The organism is Streptomyces kanamyceticus, assembly GCF_008704495.1.
Taxonomy (GTDB): Bacteria; Actinomycetota; Actinomycetes; order Streptomycetales; family Streptomycetaceae; genus Streptomyces; species Streptomyces kanamyceticus.
Map to the genome: position 1 here is coordinate 5,356,929 of NZ_CP023699.1, position 21,126 is coordinate 5,378,054.

The following is a 21,126-nucleotide window of genomic DNA, read 5'->3' on the forward strand; positions in this document are numbered from 1 at the left end:
TCGAGAACCGGGGCCTACGGAGAGGTGCTTCTTCGGGACAGGACGCTCAGGAACTCGCGGCGACCGACTCGGTCGGGGCGCTCTGCGCGACGACCCGGCTGCGCTCCTTGTACGGGTGGTTCTGCGCGGGCGTCAGCTGCCGCCCGAGCCGCAGCGCGAGCACGGTGATGCCCAGCGAGAACAGCAGGAACATCACGATGTACGGCGCGTGCAGCGTGGCACCCATCGGCCCGCCCACGGCCGGTCCCACCGCGAGGGCCAGCTGCTTGACCAGGGCGAAGGCCGAGTTGTAGCGCCCGACCATCGACTCCGGAGCCAGATCGGCGACCAGCGGGGCGACGGTCGGCGCGAGCATCGTCTCGCCGAGGCCGAACAGGGCGTACGTCGAGATGAACGCGGCGGTGGCCATGGCCTGGCTGCCGTGCCCCATCCCCGCGTAACCGGCGGCGATCCACGCCACGGCCCAGATGAGCCCCACGGACGCGATGACCCGGGAGCGCTTGCGCCGCTCGACGAACCGCAGGACCGCGAACTGCGCGATCACGATGGCGCCGGTGTTCGCGGCGAGGGCGATGCCGAGCGTCGAGGGCGAGATGCCCGCGGCCTCCACGCCGTACGCCGAGAGGCCCGACTCGAACTGTCCGTAGCAGGCGAAGAAGACCACGAAGCCCAGGACGCACAGCTGCACCATGGCGCGGTTGCGGAAGACGTCCTTCAAGCTGCCCCGCGCCTGCGGGGTGGCATCGGCGATCCGCGCGGACCGGGGGATGCGCGCGGTCAGCATCACGGCGATGAGGACCAGGAAGATGACCGTCTCGATGGCGAAGAGCAGCGTGAAGTCGCCGGGCCGCTCGTGCTTCACGATCTGGCCGCCGATGAGGCCGCCGACGCCGAGGCCCAGGTTCTGCAGGAAGAACTGAGTGGCGAACGCGCGCGTACGGGTGTCCGGAGTGGAGCACTCCACGATCATCGTGGCGAGCGCGGGCTGCATCACGGCCTGCCCGGCTCCGAGCAGACCGGCCGAGACGAGGACGAGCTCGGGGCTGCTGGAGAGCCCGAGGCTCATGGCACCCACGGCGGCGGTGAACAGCGCGGCGATCAGTACGGGCAGCGGCCCCCGTCGGTCGATGGCCCGACCGGAGAACGGCAGCACGATCAGCGCGGCCACGGCGAAGGCGGCGAGCACAAGACCCGCCGTCACCGCACCCAGATCCCGCACCTGCGCCACGTAGACGTACAGGAAGGGGACGGTAAAGCCGAGACCGAACGCACTCAGTGCGTTGCCCACGTGGATCCGGCGCATCTGTGCGCCCATCGCCCTGGTCACTTTCACCTGCCTTAGGAGTTAGACGTGAAGACTTCGAAGCTAAAGTTAGGATCTAAACAATACACACCGAAGGACTTCAATGCCAAGTAGGGGCGTGCCATACTCGGCCCATGGGTGACACCCCCGGCCCGAGTGAGCCGACACTTGAAGAGCAGATCGCCGCGTACCAACGGGAGTTCCAGGACCTCGACCCCCAGGTCGAGGAGATCGTCTCGGCCCTCGGCCGGCTGAACCGCCGCATGAACGTCGCCTACGGCCGCCAGACGGCGACGCTCGGCATCAGCAACGCCGAGTGGGAGGTCCTCAAGGCCTTGGTCCTCTCCGGGGCCCCGTACCAAATGGGACCCGGGGACCTGGCCAAGCGCCTCGGCCTCACCCCGGCGGCCATGACCCACCGCATCGACCGCATGGTCGGGGAGGGGCTGGTCACCAGGGACCGCGACGAGTCCAACCGCGTCCGCGTGATCGTCGAGCTGACGGCGGAGGGCCGCGAGAAGTGGCTGGAGGCGATGCGCCTCGCCACGGTCTTCGAGGAGGACCTCCTCCAGGACCTGTCCCAGGCGGAGCGCGGCGTCCTGGGCGAAGTGCTGACCCGTCTTCTACGCCGGGTCGAGGACGCGCAGCCGGACGCCGGCGGCCGCCTCACCGACCTGGACTGAAGGGCCCGCGGCCGGTCCACGACCGGCCGCGAAACCGTCCACCTGCGAAGGTTGACAGCCACCTGCCCGATCCGTAAGGTTCTTCGGGTTGCCACAGAGCCGTAACGGTTCTGCGACAGCACATCCCGCCGCTGTTGAGCGGCAAACCAAACTCTGCACAACCTCCCAACGGAACGCATTCGGCATGCCCGAATTCAATTCCAAGGCTCGATTATGAGTCGCCGGGAAAACCCGCTAGAGTTTGAGACGTCGGAACGGCCCAACAGCCGCAAAGACAACCCCACTTCGACTGGGAGTCAGGCCCGAAAGGATCTGATAGAGTCGGAACCGCCGGAAAGGGAAACGCGAAAGCCGAAAGGCCGGAGCGGGAACCGGAAAGGCACCGAGGAAGTCGGACACGAAAGAGTCTGATAGAGTCGGAAACGCAAGAACAAAAGAAACACCGAAGGGAAGCGCCCGGAGGAAAGCCCGAGAGGGTGAGTACAAAGGAAGCGTCCGTTCCTTGAGAACTCAACAGCGTGCCAAAAGTCAACGCCAGATATGTTGATACCCCGACTCACTTCGGTGAGTTGAGGTTCCTTTGAAAAAGTCCTGTACGGCCTCGGTCGTGCAGGCAGCACAGCGAGGACGCTGTGAACCGGGAGATTATTCCTCTCCTTGGTTCCGCTCTCGTGTGTGTCGCACCGGATTACCGGTACACATTCACGGAGAGTTTGATCCTGGCTCAGGACGAACGCTGGCGGCGTGCTTAACACATGCAAGTCGAACGATGAAGCCCTTCGGGGTGGATTAGTGGCGAACGGGTGAGTAACACGTGGGCAATCTGCCCTTCACTCTGGGACAAGCCCTGGAAACGGGGTCTAATACCGGATAATACCTTCTCTCGCATGGGAGAGGGTTGAAAGCTCCGGCGGTGAAGGATGAGCCCGCGGCCTATCAGCTTGTTGGTGAGGTAGAAGCTCACCAAGGCGACGACGGGTAGCCGGCCTGAGAGGGCGACCGGCCACACTGGGACTGAGACACGGCCCAGACTCCTACGGGAGGCAGCAGTGGGGAATATTGCACAATGGGCGAAAGCCTGATGCAGCGACGCCGCGTGAGGGATGACGGCCTTCGGGTTGTAAACCTCTTTCAGCAGGGAAGAAGCGAAAGTGACGGTACCTGCAGAAGAAGCGCCGGCTAACTACGTGCCAGCAGCCGCGGTAATACGTAGGGCGCAAGCGTTGTCCGGAATTATTGGGCGTAAAGAGCTCGTAGGCGGCTTGTCACGTCGGTTGTGAAAGCCCGGGGCTTAACCCCGGGTCTGCAGTCGATACGGGCAGGCTAGAGTGTGGTAGGGGAGATCGGAATTCCTGGTGTAGCGGTGAAATGCGCAGATATCAGGAGGAACACCGGTGGCGAAGGCGGATCTCTGGGCCATTACTGACGCTGAGGAGCGAAAGCGTGGGGAGCGAACAGGATTAGATACCCTGGTAGTCCACGCCGTAAACGGTGGGAACTAGGTGTTGGCGACATTCCACGTCGTCGGTGCCGCAGCTAACGCATTAAGTTCCCCGCCTGGGGAGTACGGCCGCAAGGCTAAAACTCAAAGGAATTGACGGGGGCCCGCACAAGCAGCGGAGCATGTGGCTTAATTCGACGCAACGCGAAGAACCTTACCAAGGCTTGACATATACCGGAAAGCATCAGAGATGGTGCCCCCCTTGTGGTCGGTATACAGGTGGTGCATGGCTGTCGTCAGCTCGTGTCGTGAGATGTTGGGTTAAGTCCCGCAACGAGCGCAACCCTTGTTCTGTGTTGCCAGCATGCCCTTCGGGGTGATGGGGACTCACAGGAGACTGCCGGGGTCAACTCGGAGGAAGGTGGGGACGACGTCAAGTCATCATGCCCCTTATGTCTTGGGCTGCACACGTGCTACAATGGCAGGTACAATGAGCTGCGAAGCCGCGAGGCGGAGCGAATCTCAAAAAGCCTGTCTCAGTTCGGATTGGGGTCTGCAACTCGACCCCATGAAGTCGGAGTTGCTAGTAATCGCAGATCAGCATTGCTGCGGTGAATACGTTCCCGGGCCTTGTACACACCGCCCGTCACGTCACGAAAGTCGGTAACACCCGAAGCCGGTGGCCCAACCCCTTGTGGGAGGGAGCTGTCGAAGGTGGGACTGGCGATTGGGACGAAGTCGTAACAAGGTAGCCGTACCGGAAGGTGCGGCTGGATCACCTCCTTTCTAAGGAGCACTTCTTACCAACCTCCGGTTGGTCAGAGGCCAGTTCATCAGCGGACGTCTGATGCTGGTTGCTCATGGGTGGAACGTTGACTACTCGGCACGATCGGTTGGCTTCACTAGTACTGCTTCGGCGTGGAACGTGAAAGTCAGGTGATCGGGTCGGGCACGCTGTTGGGTATCTGAAGGTACGGCCGGTTTTCGGCTGCCTTCAGTGCCGACCCCAGTGCACTCGAATCTGCTGGTTCGGGGTGATGGGTGGTTGGTCGTTGTTTGAGAACTGCACAGTGGACGCGAGCATCTGTGGCCAAGTTTTTAAGGGCGCACGGTGGATGCCTTGGCACCAGGAACCGATGAAGGACGTGGGAGGCCACGATAGTCCCCGGGGAGTCGTCAACCAGGCTTTGATCCGGGGGTTTCCGAATGGGGAAACCCGGCAGTCGTCATGGGCTGTCACCCGCTGCTGAACACATAGGCAGTGTGGAGGGAACGCGGGGAAGTGAAACATCTCAGTACCCGCAGGAAGAGAAAACAACCGTGATTCCGGGAGTAGTGGCGAGCGAAACCGGATGAGGCCAAACCGTATGCGTGTGATACCCGGCAGGGGTTGCGCATACGGGGTTGTGGGATCTCTCTTTTGCAGTCTGCCGGCTGTGAGACGAGTCAGAAACCGTTGATGTAGACGAAGGACATGCGAAAGGTCCGGCGTAGAGGGTAAGACCCCCGTAGTCGAAACATCAGCGGCTCGTTTGAGAGACACCCAAGTAGCACGGGGCCCGAGAAATCCCGTGTGAATCTGGCGGGACCACCCGTTAAGCCTAAATATTCCCTGGTGACCGATAGCGGATAGTACCGTGAGGGAATGGTGAAAAGTACCGCGGGAGCGGAGTGAAATAGTACCTGAAACCGTGTGCCTACAAGCCGTGGGAGCGTCGGACATCAAGCTTGCTTGGTGTCTCGTGACTGCGTGCCTTTTGAAGAATGAGCCTGCGAGTTTGCGGTGTGTTGCGAGGTTAACCCGTGTGGGGAAGCCGTAGCGAAAGCGAGTCCGAATAGGGCGATTTAGTAGCGCGCTCAAGACCCGAAGCGGAGTGATCTAGCCATGGGCAGGTTGAAGCGGCTGTAAGAGGTCGTGGAGGACCGAACCCACCAGGGTTGAAAACCTGGGGGATGACCTGTGGTTAGGGGTGAAAGGCCAATCAAACTCCGTGATAGCTGGTTCTCCCCGAAATGCATTTAGGTGCAGCGTCGTGTGTTTCTTGCCGGAGGTAGAGCACTGGATAGGCGATGGGCCCTACCGGGTTACTGACCTTAGCCAAACTCCGAATGCCGGTAAGTGAGAGCGCGGCAGTGAGACTGTGGGGGATAAGCTCCATGGTCGAGAGGGAAACAGCCCAGAGCATCGACTAAGGCCCCTAAGCGTACGCTAAGTGGGAAAGGATGTGGAGTCGCACAGACAACCAGGAGGTTGGCTTAGAAGCAGCCACCCTTGAAAGAGTGCGTAATAGCTCACTGGTCTAGTGATTCCGCGCCGACAATGTAGCGGGGCTCAAGCGTACCGCCGAAGTCGTGTCATTCATACAATAGGGCCAACGCCTGTATGGATGGGTAGGGGAGCGTCGTGTGCCGGGTGAAGCTGCAGCGGAAGCTAGTGGTGGACGGTTCACGAGTGAGAATGCAGGCATGAGTAGCGATACATACGTGAGAAACGTGTGCGCCGATTGACTAAGGGTTCCTGGGTCAAGCTGATCTGCCCAGGGTAAGTCGGGACCTAAGGCGAGGCCGACAGGCGTAGTCGATGGATAACCGGTTGATATTCCGGTACCCGCTGTGAAGCGTCAAACATCGAATCAGGCGATGCTAAGTCCGTGAAGCCGTCCCGATCTCTTCGGAGTTGAGGGAAGTGGTGGAGCCGACGGACCAGACTTGTAGTAGGTGAGTGATGGGGTGACGCAGGAAGGTAGTCCAGCCCGGGCGATGGTTGTCCCGGGGTAAGGGTGTAGGACGTGAGGTAGGCAAATCCGCCTTGCATGAAGTCTGAGACCTGATGCCGAGCCGATTGTGGTGAAGTGGATGATCCTATGCTGTCGAGAAAAGCCTCTAGCGAGTTTCATGGCGGCCCGTACCCTAAACCGACTCAGGTAGTCAGGTAGAGAATACCGAGGCGTTCGGGTGAACTATGGTTAAGGAACTCGGCAAAATGCCCCCGTAACTTCGGGAGAAGGGGGGCCATCACCGGTGATGACATTTACTGTCTGAGCTGGGGGTGGCCGCAGAGACCAGCGAGAAGCGACTGTTTACTAAAAACACAGGTCCGTGCGAAGCCGTAAGGCGATGTATACGGACTGACGCCTGCCCGGTGCTGGAACGTTAAGGGGACCGGTTAGTGCGCTTTCGGGCGTGCGAAGCTGAGAACTTAAGCGCCAGTAAACGGCGGTGGTAACTATAACCATCCTAAGGTAGCGAAATTCCTTGTCGGGTAAGTTCCGACCTGCACGAATGGCGTAACGACTTCTCGACTGTCTCAACCATAGGCCCGGTGAAATTGCACTACGAGTAAAGATGCTCGTTTCGCGCAGAAGGACGGAAAGACCCCGGGACCTTTACTACAGTTTGATATTGGTGTTCGGTTCGGCTTGTGTAGGATAGGTGGGAGACTTTGAAGCGGGCACGCCAGTGTTCGTGGAGTCAACGTTGAAATACCACTCTGGTCGTGCTGGATGTCTAACCTCGGTCCGTGATCCGGATCAGGGACAGTGTCTGATGGGTAGTTTAACTGGGGCGGTTGCCTCCCAAAGAGTAACGGAGGCGCCCAAAGGTTCCCTCAGCCTGGTTGGTAATCAGGTGTTGAGTGTAAGTGCACAAGGGAGCTTGACTGTGAGACCGACGGGTCGAGCAGGGACGAAAGTCGGGACTAGTGATCCGGCGGTGGCTTGTGGAAGCGCCGTCGCTCAACGGATAAAAGGTACCCCGGGGATAACAGGCTGATCTTCCCCAAGAGTCCATATCGACGGGATGGTTTGGCACCTCGATGTCGGCTCGTCGCATCCTGGGGCTGGAGTCGGTCCCAAGGGTTGGGCTGTTCGCCCATTAAAGCGGTACGCGAGCTGGGTTTAGAACGTCGTGAGACAGTTCGGTCCCTATCCTCTGTGCGCGTAGGAATATTGAGAAGGGCTGTCCCTAGTACGAGAGGACCGGGACGGACGAACCTCTGGTGTGCCAGTTGTCCTGCCAAGGGCATGGCTGGTTGGCTACGTTCGGAAAGGATAACCGCTGAAAGCATCTAAGCGGGAAGCCTGCTTCGAGATGAGTATTCCCACCCCCTTTGAGGGGTTAAGGCTCCCAGTAGACGACTGGGTTGATAGGCCAGATCTGGAAGCCCGGTAACGGGTGGAGGTGACTGGTACTAATAGGCCGAGGGCTTGTCCTCAGTTGCTCGCGTCCACTGTGTTGGTTCTGAAACCACGAACAACCCCGCATAAGGTCACGTGCGGTGCGGTTGACAGTTTCATAGTGTTTCGGTGGTCATAGCATGAGGGAAACGCCCGGTTACATTCCGAACCCGGAAGCTAAGCCTCATAGCGCCGATGGTACTGCAGGGGGGACCCTGTGGGAGAGTAGGACGCCGCCGAACTCATTGTAGAGAAAACCCCCGCACCATTCGGTGCGGGGGTTTTCTGCGTTCCGGACCCTTATGACGGGCTCACCAGCTTCGTGTCGTAAGCCAGAATGACCGCCTGCACCCTGTCCCGCGCCCCCGTCTTCGCGAGTATGCGGCCCACGTGCGTCTTCACCGTGGATTCCGCGAGATACAACCGGTCCGCGATCTCCGTGTTCGTCCAGCCCTGGCCGATGACCGTCAGGATTTCCCGTTCGCGATCCGTGAGCGACGCGATGCGCGGGTCCTCGGAAGGATCGGCAGGGGTGGCCGATGTGGGCAGGTGATCGCCGTACGCGTCGAGGAGTCGGCGGGTCAGGCTCGGGGCCACCACCGCGTCTCCCGACGCGACCGCGCGGATTCCGGAGAGGAGGTCCTCGGGGAGCGCGTCCTTGATGAGGAAGCCGGACGCCCCGGCGCGCAGCCCCGCGTACGCGTATTCGTCGAGGTCGAACGTCGTGAGGATCAGTACGCGCGTGCGGTCGCCCGCCGCGACGATGCGGCGGGTGGCCTCGATGCCGTCGAGGCCCGGCATGCGGATGTCCATCAGGACGACGTCCGGGTGGAGTTCGGCGGTCATGCGGACCGCCTCGCTGCCGTTGCCCGCCTCGCCCGCGACCGTCATGTCGTCCTGGCTCTCCAGGAGCATGCGGAAGCCGAAGCGCTGCATGGGCTGGTCGTCGACGATGAGCACGGTGGTCACGGTGTCTGGCTGTCCTTCGGGATTGAGGAAGGGAGGGGGAGGTGCAGGTGGACCCGCCAGCCGCCCGGTGGGCGGGGGAGCGGGCCGGCCTCAAGTGTGCCGTCGTACAACGAAGTTCGCTCGCGCATTCCGGTCAGGCCGCGGCCGCTTCCCGTGCCCTCCGCGCGGGTGCCTGGGGCGCCGGTGTCCGTGACGTCGACGGTCACGCCGTCCGGGGCGTAGGCGACGTCGACGGTGGCCGTGGCGTCCGGGCCGCCGTGCTTGAGGGTGTTGGTGAGGGCTTCCTGGATCACGCGGTAGACGGCGAGTTGGCGGCCCGCGGGGACGGGTTCGGGGTTGCCGCGCACCGTGGAGCGTACGGGGAGGCCCGCGGCGCGTACGCCATCGATGAGCTGGTCCAGGTCGGACAGGGCGGGCTGCGGGGCGAGTTCGGCGGTGGCGGGGACGTCGTCGCTCAGGACGTCGAGGAGGCGGCGCAGTTCGGAGAGGGCCTGTCGGCTGGTGGTGCCGATGGCTTGGAGGGCCTGGGCGGCACGTTCGGGGGACTTGGCGGCCGCGTACGAACCGCCGTCCGCGAGGCCCGTGATGACCGAGAGGTTGTGGCCGATGATGTCGTGCATCTCGCGGGCGATGCGGGTGCGTTCGGCGGCCGTGGCGAGCCGGGCCTGCTGGTCGCGTTCGACTTCGAGGCGCTGGGCGCGTTCGACGAGGGCTCCCGTGTAGTCCTGGCGTGAGCGCACCGCGATGCCGAAGAGCGCGACGAGGGACGACGCCCAGAGGTAGGGGATGACCTGCGCGTCCCAGCTGTCCTCGGGGAAGCGGACGGCGCCCACGACGAGCGGCAGCGTCATCATGGCGCCCGCTGTGCCCAGGGTCTTCAGGGGGAGCCGCAGGGCGATGCCGAACAGGACGATCAGTTGGAGCAGCGCGGCCTGCAGCATCGCGCCGGACGCGCTGTTGACGACGCCGACGGCCGACATGAAGGCGAGGACCGCCAGGGGGTGGCGGCGTCGCCAGAGGAGCGGCAGGGAGAGGCCGAGGCTCATCGCGATGACCAGCGGCTCGGGGACGCCGGGGTCGGGGGCGACGGTGCGCCAGCCGTCGCTCGTGTAGTCGGTGCTGGCGAGGATCACGTAGAAGCCGGTCAGCAGCAGGTCCCAGACCAGCGGGCGGCGCCGGTCGAAGGCGCGCACCCGTTGGGCGAGGCGCTGGACGTAGGGGGCGAGGGGCTGGGGACCGGGGCGGTCCGGGTCGCGGTCCCCGTTGCCTTGGTCCCGGTCCCCGTTGCCCTGGGGCTCCACCGTCGACGTCGGCCGCATATCGGTCACTGCGTCATCCTCGTACACCGCCTGATCTCCGTACAGAGCCCGATCTTCGTACACAGCATTGCCTCGCACACGGGTTCAGACGTCGCGCCGCTTGAGGAGGACCGATGCCGCCGCGATGAGGGCCGCGCTCCACAGTGCGAGGGTGAGCAGGGCGGTGCCGGGCGCGATGGTGTCCTCGACGCGGGCCACCGAGCCGAGGGAGCTCGCGGCCTGGGCCGGGAGGTACCTGACCGCGGTGTCGACGAAGCCGAAGGGCAGCATCTTCAGGACCTCGGGCAGGATCAGTACGGCGGCGATGAACGCCCCGATGGCGCCGGGCACCGAGCGCAGCAGCGCGCCGAGGCCGAGGGCGATCAGGCTCAGCAGGGTGATGGCCGCGGCGCTGCCCGCGAGGGCGCCCATGACGCCGGAGTCGGCGAGGGACAGCTTCTTGTCGGTGTCGGAGAGCCAGATCTGGGCGATGAGGAACGTGCCGACGTTCGTCACGAGGGTGGCCGCGAACGCGACGCCCGCGAACACCGCGGCCTTGGACCACAGGACGGGCAGCCGGTGCGGTACGGCGGTGAGCGAGGCGCGGATCATGCCCGTCGAGTACTCGCCCGCGATGACGAGGATGCCGAGGACGGCGAGGCAGATCTGCGAGAGCTGGGTGCCGAAGAGGACGAAGACGACCGTGTCGATCTCGGCGTCGTCCCCGTCGTAGGTGGCGCCCATCATGATGCCGACGGCGAGGACCAGGGCGGTCGCGGTGAGCAGGGTGATCCAGGTGGAGCGGAGCGTCCACAGCTTGTGCCACTCGGAGCGCAGGATGCCCTTGGTGGTGAGGCGGTAGGGGGCGGGGGCCGTGGGGGCGGGGACGGTCTGGAGGGTGCTCATGCCGCTGCTCCTTCGGGCTGCGCGAGTGACGGGGTGGCGACGTATTCGACGGAGTCCCGGGTGAGGTCCATGAACGCCTGCTCCAACGACGCGTTCTGCGGGGTGAGTTCGAAGAGCGGGATGCCGCGGGCCGCCGCGGTGCGGCCGATGTGTTCGGCGTCCGTGCCGTGTACGTCGAGGACGCCGGGGTCGTCGCAGGTGATGCGTACGCCGGGGCCGGTGAGCAGTTCGGTGAGGAGTCCGGCCTCGGGGGTGACGACCTTGACGGATCCGGTGCCCGATTCGCGGACGAAGCGTTCGACGGTGGTGTCGGCGAGGAGTCTGCCGCGGCCGATGATGATCAGGTGCTCGGCGGTGAGGGCCATCTCGCTCATCAGGTGGGAGGAGACGAGGATCGTACGGCCTTGTGCGGCAAGGGACTTGAGGAGGTTGCGGATCCACAGGACGCCCTCGGGGTCGAGGCCGTTGACCGGCTCGTCGAGGATGACGGTGGCGGGGTCGCCGATCAGCGCGGCCGCGATGCCGAGGCGCTGGCCCATGCCGAGCGAGAAGCCCTTCACGCGCTTGCGGGCCACCTCGTGGATGCCGACGAGGTCGAGGACCTCCTCGACGCGCTTCTTGGGGATCGAGTGGGTGTGGGCCAGCGCCATGAGGTGGTGGTACGCGGAGCGGCCCGGGTGGACGGAGCGGGCTTCGAGGAGCGCGCCCACCTCGTGGAGGGGCGCGGGGTGCGCCGCGTAGGAGCGGCCGCCGACGGTGGCGCGGCCGCGGGTGGGGGCGTCGAGGCCGAGGAGCATCCGCATGGTGGTGGACTTGCCCGCGCCGTTGGGGCCGAGGAAGCCGGTGACGGTGCCCGGGTGGACCTCGAAGCCGAGGTCCTCGACGACGGTCTTGCCGCCGTAGCGTTTGGTCAGTTCGTGAGCCCTAATCATGTCGTCGATCCTGCTGCGGGCGGCGGCGCGGATCGTCGGACCGGGGGCGGGAGGCGGGCGGCGGGGGTAGTACCGGGGTACGACGGCGACCCTGATCCGAGACCCCTCAGAGGTCCGGTTCCGCCCGCGCGATCAGATAGCCGAGCTGGGCCCGGGAGCGTGACCCCAAGTCCCGCGAGATCGCGGCCACATGGCCCGCGACCGTGCGCCTCGACACCCCGAGGCGGCGGGCGATCGCGTCGTCCGTGAGGCCGGAGACGAGGAGCTTCATGACCGCGCGGCGGACCTCGTCGACGATCAGCGGTTCACGGGTGCGGGCGGCGGCCGACTCCGTCACGGGCCTGGCCCGCTCCCACGCGTCCTCGAACTCGGCGGCGAGGTGCGCCACGACGGCGGGGTGCCGGATCTCGACGGCGCCCTGGTCGACGAGGTAGGCGACGGACCTGTCGCACAGGATCAGGCGGCCGGTCAGCTGGTGCAGGGTGCGTACCCGGCCGCCGGACCGCTCGATGTCCTGGAGGTGCCGCCACCGCGCGGCGTGGGTGCGGGCCGCGTGCGGGTACAGGGCGCGGTGGGTGACGCCGGGCGGGACGGCGGTCTCGCTAGTCGGCTGGACGGTCAGCAGTTCGGTGCGGCAGCCGCGCACGGCCTGTTCCAGGAGCGCGGGGACGGCGTCCGCGCCGTCGACGACGGTCAGCCAGTCCTGGGACTCGCGCCGCGCGGCGCGGTAGATGGCGTGGACCGGCGAGAACCCGGAGCCGATGGACCGCAGCCGTTCCTGCTGGGCGTCGAGGAGGTCCCGCACCGGTTGCAGGAGCTCGGACTCCGCGACGTTGGGCGACACGGGCACGAGGACCTCGGGGTCGTCCGGGGGCGGCGTGAGGAGACCCAGGCGTACGAGGCAGTGGGGCGCTGTCGCGCGCGGCAGGCAGCCCTTGACGACCGCGGCGCGGTACCGGCTCAGCCCTTCGGCGCAGGGGGCTTCCGCGGTGTCGGTGCAGTGGCAGCCGGTGGCGGGGCTGCCGGTCGCGGGACCCTGTGCGTCATCGTGCATCGCACGATTATGCACCGGTATTTCCAAGGCCTGGATGCCATGTCGCTGTGAGACTCGAACCCAGAAGGATTGACAGCTTGGGAATCGAAGGAATGTGGTTCGTGTGGATCTCTCCGGTAGCACCGTCGTCATCACCGGGGCGGGCGGCGGCATCGGCCTCGCCGCCGCCGAACTCGTCGCGCGGCGCGGCGCCCGCGTCGTACTCACCGATCGCAGCGCGGACGTGGTGCGCCCGCACGCGGAGCGGATCGCCGAACTGACCGGCGCCGAGACCGAGTTCCGTGCGCTCGATGTCACCGACGGGGCGGCGGTGACGGAGGTCATGGGGTCGGTCGGCACCATCGATCACCTCCTCACCTGCGCGTCGGGGGCCGTGGTCGCGCCCTTCGAGGAGCTCGGCGAGGCGGCGGTGAGGCAGTTCTTCGAGGTGAAGTGGTGGGGGCAGTACCGCTGTCTGCGGGCGGCGCTGCCGTACATGGCGCGGGAGACCGGCTCCGTCACGCTCGTCTCGGGCTATCTGTACCGGAAGGCCGACCCCGGGTACTTCGCCTTCGCCGCGGTCAACGGCGCGGTCGAGGCCGCGGTGAAGTCCCTCGCCGTCGAGCTCGCGCCGCTGCGCGTCAACGCGGTCGCGCCGGGGCCGACCGATACGCACGCGCATCTGATGAGCCCCGAGGAGCACGCCGCCTACCGGGCGGAGGTCGGCGGGCGGCTGCCGGTCGGGCGGCCCGGGGCGGCGGAGGAGGTCGCGCACGCGGCGGCGTACCTGATGGAGAACACGTTCACCACGGGGACGACGCTGGATGTGGATGGCGGGAAGCGCTGAACTCTGCGTACTGGCTGAACACTGCGTACTACGCGGGGAGTTCGCTGTCCGGCCAGCGTGTACGGCCCTGTTCCCGCGAGCGCAGCAGGGCCAGGGTCGGCAGGCCGCGGTCCGCCCCGGTGGTGAGCAGCTCCGGCAGCTGGGGCAGCGGGGCCACCGCCGCGACGTCGTCGAGGACGAGCGTCACTGGTGGGTCGAGCCGACCGGAGGATGACCGTTCGGCCATGCGCCGGCCGTGCTCGACCACGCTGGAGGCGAGTGCCGTGAGCAGGGGCATGGCACCCGGGCCTTGGCGGGACTTGGGATCCTCGATCGCCTCACCCACCACAAAAAGCGTGCCCCCTTCATCGACGAAGGAATCCAGGGTGAGCGCATCAGTTCGGTTGGGGGTGCAGGACTCGCGGACGTGCACGGTGAAGAGGGCGGAGAGCGCGCGGGCGGTCAACTCCTGTGCCATGTCTCTGCGTTCGGCGTAGGCGGTGAGGACCGCCTCCAGTTCACCGGCCGCTCCCGATGAGGCCTTGGGGTGCGTACGGAGGATGCGTACGGCCTCTTGGACCTGGGTGCCCTGGGACCAGCGGTGGACGTGCTTCATGGGCTTGTCGCCGACCGCGGCCGCGTGCAGGAAGCTGCGCATCAGCGTCTCCGCGGTGTCCGCCACGGCGGTGTCCAGCTTGGCGCTCGGCCTTATCGGCGCGAGCAGGGCTGCCGCCCGGTGGGCCGCGGTGGTCTTGTCCTCGCAGCCCGCGGTGGGGGACCAGTGCATGCGGGCCGGGGTGTCGCACAGGTGCGAGGGGTCGTAGAGGAGGACGGGGCCGAGCTTCGCCCGCGCGTCCTTCGTCTCCGCCCACAGGGTGGGGTCGGAGGTGATGATCAGGGCTGCGCCCTCGGCGTCCTGGATGGCCTGTAGCGCCAGCGGTCTGCGGGTCGCGGGGCTGCCTAGGACCAGGGGGGTACGGGGGGTGGGGACGGTCGGCACGGTCGGCGCGGGTGGCACGGGGCTGGTGTTCTCCGCGCCTCCGGCGCGGGTGTCGTCCGGCTTCTCGGTCGGGACCGGCTCCCTGCGCTCCACGCCTCCGGCGCGGGTGTCGTCGTGACTCCCGGTCGGGACCGGTTCCACGCGCTCCGCGCCTCCGGCGCGGGGTTCCCACCCGCCCACCCGTTCTGTCACCGGAGGCGTCGACGTCTCGAACCCCGCCCCTCCGGGGCGACCCACCGGCCCGCCCGTCCGCCCTGCCACCGGCGGCGCCGACGCCTCGGACCCCGCACCCCCGGCCCCCCGCGCCCTCCGCACCGCCCTCCACCGAGCCACCGTCCCCATGACGAAGATCGTCAGCACCACGAGGACCATCAGCTGCCCGATGAACAGGCCCCAGAACAAGCCGTACCCGGAGAGCTGACCCGGCGGTGTCTCCGGCCACGCGCCCGCCAAGTCGTGCGGCTGGCCCGCCAAATGGCGTACCGACAGGGGCGTATGACGGAAGGTCACATTCTCGGGCCAGGAGCCGTGGGCGAACCAGCCCGCGAGGCCCGTCGCGGACCAGACGAGGACCGTGGACCCGAGCAGGAAGCCGAGGAATCCCACCAACACCCCGTCGGGAATGCCCCGGTCGGCCCGCTCCGGGACCCTGCGCCCGCCCCGCTCCCACTCATCCCGCATGCTGCTCCATGTATGCCGCTCGCGCCTCCGCCTCGAGCTCGGCCGCCCGCATCGCCTCGTCGGTCGGCGCCTCTTCGGGGAGGTCGGCCGACGATTCGGTCATGGCGCGGTCGGTGAAGACCAGCGGCCGTTCCGTCTCGGTGATGAGGTGCTTGACCACTTGGACGTTGCCGTTCACGTCCCAGACCGCGATGCCGGGGGTGAGGGTGGGGATGATCTCCACGGCCCACCTGGGCAGGCCGAGCACCCGGCCCGTCGCCCTCGCCTCGTCCGCCTTCTGGGCGTAGATCGTCCGCGTGGACGCCATCTTCAGGATCGCCGCCGCCTCCTTGGCGGCCGCGCCGTCCACCACGTCGCTCAGGTGGTGCACCACCGCCACGAAGGACAGGCCGAGCCGTCGGCCGAACTTCAGCAGGCGCTGGAAGAGCTGCGCGACGAAGGGGGAGTTGATGATGTGCCACGCCTCCTCCACCAGGAAGATGCGCTTCTTGCGGTCGGGCCTGATCCAGGTGTGCTCCAGCCACACGCCGACGATCGCCATCAGGATCGGCATCGCGATGGAGTTCCGGTCGATGTGCGAGAGGTCGAAGACGATCAGCGGGGCGTCGAGGTCGATGCCGACCGTCGTCGGGCCGTCGAACATGCCCCTCAGGTCACCGTCGACAAGGCGGTCGAGGACCAGCGCCACGTCCAGGCCCCAGGCCCGCACGTCGTCTATGGCCACGTTCATCGCCTCGGCCGACTCGGGCTCGGGGTGCCGCAGCTGCTCGACGATGTCGGTGAGGACCGGCTGGCGCTCCACGATGGTCTCGTTGACGTACGCGTGCGCGACCTTCAGGGCGAAGCCCGATCGCTCGTCGAGACCGTGCCCCATCGCGACCTCGATGATGGTCCGGAGCAGCGCGAGCTGGCCGGTCGTCGTGATCGCCGGGTCAAGGGGGTTCAGCCGGATCCCCATGTCCAGGGCCGCCGTCGGGTCGAGCCGGATGGGAGTTATCCCCAGCTCCTGGGCGATGAGGTTCCATTCGCCCACACCGTCCTCGCCTTGCGCGTCCAGGACCACGACCTGGCGGTCCTTGAACCTCAACTGCCGCAGGACGTACGTCTTCTCAAGGGCCGACTTGCCGTTGCCGGACTCGCCGAGCACCAGCCAGTGCGGGGCGGGGAGCTGCTGTCCGTACAGCATGAAGGGGTCGTAGATGTAGCCCTTGCCGGAGTAGACCTCGCGCCCGATGATCACGCCGGAGTCGCCGAGGCCCGGCGCGGCCGTCGGCAGGTAGACCGCCTGGGCCTGCCCCGTCGACGTGCGCACCGGCAGCCTGGTCGTCTCGATCTTGCCGAACAGGAAGGACGTGAAGGCGTCCGTGAGGATGGTCAGCGGATCCCGCATCTCAGCAGCCTGCCTCTCCGTCTAGCGTCGGATGCCGGTCGCGAACGGCAGCGTATTCACGAAGGCCCTGTGGTGCTCGCGGTCGCACCACTCCAGCTTCAGATACGACTTGCCCGCTGAGGCGCGGATGGTGCGCTTGTCGCGCGCGAGTGCCTCCGGGGAACGGGACGACACCGTGATGTAGCCGACCAGGTTGACGCCCGCCGCGCCGCTCGCCAGGTCCTCGCCGCGCTGGTCCAGGCGGGAGTGCGAGGCGATGTCGCGGGGGTCGACGGTGCGGTTCATCTTGGCCTGGCGGCTGGCCTCCGCCTCGTCGTTCGTCTTCTCCGTCAGCATCCGCTCGATGGCGACCTCGGTGGGTTCGAGGTCCATCGTCACGGCGACCGTGCGGATCACGTCCGGGGTGTGGACGAGCAGCGGCGCGAGGAAGTTCACGCCGACCGGCGTCATCGGCCACTCCTTCACCCAGGCCGTGGAGTGGCACCAGGGCGCGCGGGTGGAGGACTCGCGGGTCTTCGCCTGGAGGTAGGTCGACTCCATGGCGTCGAGCTCGGCGGGCCAGGCGTTGCGTTTCGTCATCGCCTGGATGTGGTCGATGGGGTGGTCCGGGTCGTACATGGAGTGGACGAGGGAGGCGAGGCGGCCCTGGCCGAGCGGCTGCCGTACGCGGATGTCGGCCTCCTGGAGGCGCGAGCAGATGTCGGTCAGCTCGCGCGCCATGACCACGGCGAGACCGGCGTCCTTGTCGAGCTTCCTGCCGCCCTGCGGGCGCGCCGCGCGGGCCATCGCCTGCGCCTCACCGGCCAGCTCGCGGGAGTAGTGCATGCAGGCGACGAGGTAGGCGCGGTGCTGCTCGCTGCTGGTCGACACCATCGACTGCAGCTGGTCGTAGGACCCCTTGAGCCAGGGCAGCGCCCGGTCGTCGCCGCGCTGGGTGACGTCCTTGGCGTGCGCGTCCGGGTCGGCGGGCAGCGTACGGGCGAGCATCTGGAGGCGCGTCACGAAGCCGTCGCCGTTCGCGACGTGCTTGAGCAGCGTCCCGAAGCGGTCGACGAGGGCCTCCTGGTCCTCGCTGTCGCGCAGGCCGACGCCGGGGCCCTCGATCTCGATGGCAGCGGTGACGGTTCTGCGGTCGGCGTGCAGGAGCACGGCGATCTCGTCGGGACCGAACGGCGCGGCCAGCCAGTTGATGCGGCCGATGCCGGGCGGCGGCCCGATCTCGACCTCCTTGCCGTCGGCCCTGACGCCCGCCTCGGGGGCGCCGGAGCGGTAGGCGGTGCCGCGCTTGAGGGACCGCTTGTAACTGCGGTTGATCTCGAACCACTTGTAGAACGTGCGGTGCTTGTAGGGGACGTACACCGCCGCGATGGCGAGCATCGGAAAGCCCATGAGCAGCACGATGCGCATGGAGAGGACGGGGACGAGGAGCCCGCACATCATGCCGAGGAACGCCCCCGCGATGATCAGGGCGATTTCCCCGGTCTCGCGGTTCTTGCCGACGATCGCGTTCGGCCGGGCGCGGCCGATCAGATATGTGCGGCGGGGCGCGACCGGCTGGGACACGTGGGACTGGGTCGTCAACGCCCTTCACCTCCCGAGCGGTTGGGACTGCTGTTGCGGGCGCCGCCTCGGTTGCCCGAGTGCGGCGAGTTCGTCGCGCTGTTGCGCGGCGGGGGTGCGGCGGAGGGGACAGATCCGCCGCCGTTCGATGAGCCGCCGCCCCCGGCGGGACGGCTGCTGTGGGCGGCGACGCCGCCGCTGGCGGGATTGGCGGGCCGCGCCTGGCTGTTGTTCTGGCCGCCCTGGTCGCCGCCGCCGTTGCCCCGGGAACTGTGGGTCTTGATGCCCTGGGAGACGAGCGACGCGGGGGAGCTGATCACGGCGGCGGCCTTGTTCTCGGCGCCGCCCATGATGCGGTTGTTGCGGGAGTTGGCGATCTCGTCGCCGAAGCCCGGTACGAAGCGGTAGATCATGGCACTCGCGAAGATGGCGAGCAGGATGATCGAGAGCCCGGAGACGACGGCGGAGAACGAGTCGGGCCCGTCGTCGGCGGAGAGCGCCCCGGCGAGCCCGAGGACGATCACGATGATGGGTTTCACCAGGATCACCGCGATCATGATCCCGGCCCAGCGCCGGACGTGCCCCCACAGGTTCTTGTCGACGAGCCCCGCGTACACGACGGTGCCGAGGAGCGCTCCTACGTAGAGCAGCGCGGCCCTGATCACCAGCTCCAGCCAGAGGACGCCAGCGGCGAGGATCGACACGAGCGAGACGACGATCAGCATGATCGGGCCGCCGCCGATGTCCTCACCCTTCTTCAGCGCACCCGAGAACGTCCCGAAGAACTGGTCGGTCTGACCCCCCGTCGCCTTCGCGATGACGTCCGACACGCCGTCGGTCGCCGAGACGACGGTGTACAGGATCAGCGGCGTGAAGGCGGAGGCGAGGACGGTGAGCCAGAGGAAACCGATGGCCTCGGACAGGGCGGTGGTGAGCGGGACACCCCGCACCGCCCTCTTGGCCACGGCGAGCAGCCACAGGAGCAGCGTCAGGATCGTCGACGCGGCGAAGACGACGGCGTACTGCTGGAGGAACTTGTCATTGGTGAAGTCGACGTTGGCGGTGTCCTTCACGGCTTCGGAGAGCTTGTCGACGGTCCAGGAGGCGGCGTCGGCGCAGCCTTTCGCGAGGGCGCTCAGGGGGTCGAGGGAGTCGGGGAGGGGGGGCTCGGTGGGGTATTTGCCACTGCTGCCTCCGTCGCCCTTCTCGCAGTACTTCTTGGCGGGGCCGACGATGAGGTCACACTTGTCGTCCTTCGGCTCCGGCGCCGCGAAGGCACGCGTGGCCAGCAGGACCACCGCCACCTGTACGGCCGACGTGGCGGCGGCGAGCTTCAGTGGGCGGCGGCTACCGGGCATACGTGAACCCTCCGTACTCCTCGACGGCCTTGGCGATCTCGTCGGCGGTGGAGACCTTGTTGTCGCCGTTCACAGGAGCGGGACCGTCCTTCGACCGGAAACTCTCGACCTTCCAGTCGCTGTCGGCCCAACGCAGTTTGAGGGTCAGCGTGAACCAGTCGTTGCTGACCGGGTTCGCCGTGTCCTGCCCGGTCGTGCCGAAGGCGCCCGTGCACCAGACCTCGACCGTTGCCGCGCTGTCCGAGTACGCCGTGGCCTTGGTGCCGACGGGCACGGTGCGTGAGACGTACGTCTGGCCCGGGGCGGCGTTGCCCTTCTCGTCCAGACCGATCTTGTCCAGGAAGTCCTTGGAGTACGTCTTGTCGAACTTGCCCTCCAACTCGCTCACCTTGTCGGTGACGAAGAGCTGTCTGACGATCTGGGTCCGGCGATCGGGCTTGAGGATGTCGGCCGAGACCAGCGACACCGCGTAGTTGGAGGCCGCGCTCTGCGCCCCCTGCTCATCATGCGCGAACCCCGAAGGAATCCCCGAGTTCTTGCCCCCGACCGGCTTCTCCCCGGTAGGGGAAGTCGGCGAAGACCCCGCCTTCTTCCCGTCCCCGCCCCCCGAAGAGGACTCGCCCCCGTCCCGGTTGGCAAACGCGATCGCCGCGATCAGCAGCACCACCACGCCCACGACAGTGACCAGACTGCGCGACGAGGACCGGCCGCCACGGCCGGATCTGCGCGCGCCGCCGTAGACGTCGTCGCCCCCGCCCTCCCCCTCGGGAAGCCGTGTCCTGGTCTCTCCCGAGCCGCCGAAGAGGCCGTCGTTCCGCTCGTCGTCGGGACTCATGCCGCGCATGCCCCCTCAACCTCTCGCTGAACCGCCACGTGGGACATGTACGACGGTAGCCGTGCTGGTTCCCGCGCGGGCGCGGTGTGGTGACTCGACATCAGGGAGTTGCAACCTCAGCCGGTGGGCACGACGGACGGGTGGGGAGAAGGGGGACAGGGAGAGGAGGGGACGTGGGGAGAGACGTGGGGGACGTGGGGGAAGGTTCCGGTCGGGCGGGTGGGACCGCTGGACCGTCATGTCGTACGCGATCAGACCGCCATGCCGTACACGATGGTGAACAGCGTGCCGAGCGAACCGATGATGAAGACGCCGGTCAGGCCCGCGATGATCAGGCCTTTGCCCTGTTCGGCGCTGAAGGTGTCGCGCAGCGCCGTCGCGCCGATGCGTTGCTTCGCCGCGCCCCAGATGGCAATGCCGAGACAGAGGAGGATGGCGATCGCCATCACGACCTCGATCATCACGCGTGCCTCGTTGCCCAGGCTCCCGAAGGGACCCCAGTCGGGGGCGATCCCGCCGATGATGGTGGTGATGTCGCCCTTTTCGGCTGCCATAAGCATGTGTAACTCACCGCCCCTAGTGGGTTGTTCTGGTACCTCTGCCTACCTCGGTGCAGAGGACAGCTCATTCTCGCCGACAATCGGGCCCGCGCATGCCGCCTTGACGCCATTCGTTGGCTGAGTTCGTACGTTTTCTCGTGAGTGAGGTCTGGTCACTCTGTGTATCACGCAGGATG

The 21,126-nt window shown here is 66.6% G+C and carries 14 protein-coding genes and 3 rRNA genes; 5 read left to right on the top strand and 12 right to left on the bottom strand.

The window, feature by feature from the left end:
• Window positions 1-46: 46 nt before the first annotated feature.
• A complete protein-coding gene (locus CP970_RS22860) occupies window positions 47-1,315 on the bottom strand; it encodes an MDR family MFS transporter (protein ID WP_055555868.1) in 1,269 nt (422 codons plus the stop codon).
• A gap of 122 nt (window positions 1,316-1,437) precedes the next feature.
• Between CP970_RS22860 and CP970_RS22865 the strand changes: the two genes are divergently transcribed.
• The 4 genes from CP970_RS22865 to rrf all read left to right on the top strand — a co-directional run bounded on the left by CP970_RS22865 (window position 1,438) and on the right by rrf (window position 7,844).
• Window positions 1,438-1,986: a MarR family winged helix-turn-helix transcriptional regulator gene (locus CP970_RS22865; RefSeq protein WP_055555866.1), complete on the top strand. Its 549-nt coding sequence runs from the start codon at window positions 1,438-1,440 to the stop codon at window positions 1,984-1,986.
• Between the two features lie 701 nt (window positions 1,987-2,687).
• A 16S ribosomal RNA gene (locus CP970_RS22875) occupies window positions 2,688-4,213 on the top strand.
• Between the two features lie 302 nt (window positions 4,214-4,515).
• Window positions 4,516-7,640: ribosomal RNA gene (locus tag CP970_RS22880) — 23S ribosomal RNA — on the top strand.
• Between the two features lie 87 nt (window positions 7,641-7,727).
• Window positions 7,728-7,844: ribosomal RNA gene (gene rrf / locus CP970_RS22885) — 5S ribosomal RNA — on the top strand.
• The 16S, 23S and 5S rRNA genes sit together here, the layout of an rRNA operon.
• A 58-nt stretch (window positions 7,845-7,902) precedes the next feature.
• On the opposite strand, the gene CP970_RS22890 is transcribed toward rrf, so the two are convergent.
• From CP970_RS22890 to CP970_RS22910, 5 genes are all read right to left on the bottom strand, one after another.
• Window positions 7,903-8,571 (bottom strand): response regulator, encoded by a 669-nt coding sequence (locus tag CP970_RS22890; protein WP_150493801.1) that lies wholly within the window; start codon window positions 8,569-8,571, stop codon window positions 7,903-7,905.
• Window positions 8,568-9,890: a sensor histidine kinase gene (locus CP970_RS22895; protein WP_150494839.1), complete on the bottom strand. Its 1,323-nt coding sequence runs from the start codon at window positions 9,888-9,890 to the stop codon at window positions 8,568-8,570. The genes CP970_RS22890 and CP970_RS22895 overlap by 4 nt, the downstream gene beginning before the upstream one ends.
• A gap of 84 nt (window positions 9,891-9,974) precedes the next feature.
• Window positions 9,975-10,775: an ABC transporter permease gene (locus CP970_RS22900; protein WP_150493803.1), complete on the bottom strand. Its 801-nt coding sequence runs from the start codon at window positions 10,773-10,775 to the stop codon at window positions 9,975-9,977.
• Entirely contained in the window at window positions 10,772-11,707 is a 936-nt protein-coding gene (locus CP970_RS22905; RefSeq protein ID WP_150493805.1) for an ATP-binding cassette domain-containing protein, read from the bottom strand. Before CP970_RS22905 ends, CP970_RS22900 begins: the two co-directional genes overlap by 4 nt.
• Window positions 11,708-11,813: 106 nt before the next feature.
• A complete protein-coding gene (locus tag CP970_RS22910) occupies window positions 11,814-12,761 on the bottom strand; it encodes a helix-turn-helix transcriptional regulator (protein WP_055556865.1) in 948 nt (315 codons plus the stop codon).
• Between the two features lie 103 nt (window positions 12,762-12,864).
• On the opposite strand from CP970_RS22910, the gene CP970_RS22915 reads away from it, so the two are divergent.
• The gene (locus CP970_RS22915; RefSeq protein WP_063806299.1) at window positions 12,865-13,587 is read left to right on the top strand and encodes an SDR family oxidoreductase; all 723 of its coding nucleotides are present in this window, start codon (window positions 12,865-12,867) and stop codon (window positions 13,585-13,587) included.
• 28 nt (window positions 13,588-13,615) lie between these two features.
• Here the strand turns inward: CP970_RS22915 and CP970_RS22920 are convergent, their stop codons facing one another.
• From CP970_RS22920 to CP970_RS22945, 6 genes are all read right to left on the bottom strand, one after another.
• A complete protein-coding gene (locus CP970_RS22920; RefSeq protein WP_150493807.1) occupies window positions 13,616-15,247 on the bottom strand; it encodes a type IV secretory system conjugative DNA transfer family protein in 1,632 nt (543 codons plus the stop codon).
• Window positions 15,237-16,637, bottom strand: a complete 1,401-nt coding sequence (locus CP970_RS22925; RefSeq protein WP_055547426.1) for an ATP-binding protein — start codon at window positions 16,635-16,637, stop codon at window positions 15,237-15,239. The genes CP970_RS22920 and CP970_RS22925 overlap by 11 nt, the downstream gene beginning before the upstream one ends.
• A 21-nt stretch (window positions 16,638-16,658) precedes the next feature.
• The gene (locus tag CP970_RS22930) at window positions 16,659-18,218 is read right to left on the bottom strand and encodes an SCO6880 family protein (RefSeq protein WP_055547428.1); all 1,560 of its coding nucleotides are present in this window, start codon (window positions 18,216-18,218) and stop codon (window positions 16,659-16,661) included.
• Window positions 18,215-19,555, bottom strand: a complete 1,341-nt coding sequence (locus CP970_RS22935) for a hypothetical protein (protein WP_150493809.1) — start codon at window positions 19,553-19,555, stop codon at window positions 18,215-18,217. The genes CP970_RS22930 and CP970_RS22935 overlap by 4 nt, the downstream gene beginning before the upstream one ends.
• On the bottom strand, window positions 19,545-20,390 hold the full coding sequence (locus CP970_RS22940) for a hypothetical protein (RefSeq protein WP_150493811.1): 846 nt from the start codon (window positions 20,388-20,390) through the stop codon (window positions 19,545-19,547). The genes CP970_RS22935 and CP970_RS22940 overlap by 11 nt, the downstream gene beginning before the upstream one ends.
• Window positions 20,391-20,641: 251 nt before the next feature.
• Window positions 20,642-20,950: a hypothetical protein gene (locus tag CP970_RS22945; RefSeq protein WP_055570172.1), complete on the bottom strand. Its 309-nt coding sequence runs from the start codon at window positions 20,948-20,950 to the stop codon at window positions 20,642-20,644.
• Window positions 20,951-21,126 lie beyond the last annotated feature (176 nt).

What these genes read in the sequence shown, in the direction of transcription:
- CP970_RS22860 (WP_055555868.1), bottom strand. Translation starts at nt 1,315, where the DNA reads ATGGGCGCACAGATGCGCCGGATCCACGTGGGCAACGCACTGAGTGCG.
- CP970_RS22865 (WP_055555866.1), top strand. Translation starts at nt 1,438, where the DNA reads ATGGGTGACACCCCCGGCCCGAGTGAGCCGACACTTGAAGAGCAGATC.
- CP970_RS22895 (WP_150494839.1), bottom strand. Translation starts at nt 9,890, where the DNA reads ATGCGGCCGACGTCGACGGTGGAGCCCCAGGGCAACGGGGACCGGGAC.
- CP970_RS22900 (WP_150493803.1), bottom strand. Translation starts at nt 10,775, where the DNA reads ATGAGCACCCTCCAGACCGTCCCCGCCCCCACGGCCCCCGCCCCCTAC.
- CP970_RS22905 (WP_150493805.1), bottom strand. Translation starts at nt 11,707, where the DNA reads ATGATTAGGGCTCACGAACTGACCAAACGCTACGGCGGCAAGACCGTC.
- CP970_RS22910 (WP_055556865.1), bottom strand. Translation starts at nt 12,761, where the DNA reads ATGCACGATGACGCACAGGGTCCCGCGACCGGCAGCCCCGCCACCGGC.
- CP970_RS22920 (WP_150493807.1), bottom strand. Translation starts at nt 15,247, where the DNA reads ATGCGGGATGAGTGGGAGCGGGGCGGGCGCAGGGTCCCGGAGCGGGCC.
- CP970_RS22925 (WP_055547426.1), bottom strand. Translation starts at nt 16,637, where the DNA reads ATGCGGGATCCGCTGACCATCCTCACGGACGCCTTCACGTCCTTCCTG.
- CP970_RS22935 (WP_150493809.1), bottom strand. Translation starts at nt 19,555, where the DNA reads ATGCCCGGTAGCCGCCGCCCACTGAAGCTCGCCGCCGCCACGTCGGCC.
- CP970_RS22940 (WP_150493811.1), bottom strand. Translation starts at nt 20,390, where the DNA reads ATGAGTCCCGACGACGAGCGGAACGACGGCCTCTTCGGCGGCTCGGGA.
- CP970_RS22945 (WP_055570172.1), bottom strand. Translation starts at nt 20,950, where the DNA reads ATGCTTATGGCAGCCGAAAAGGGCGACATCACCACCATCATCGGCGGG.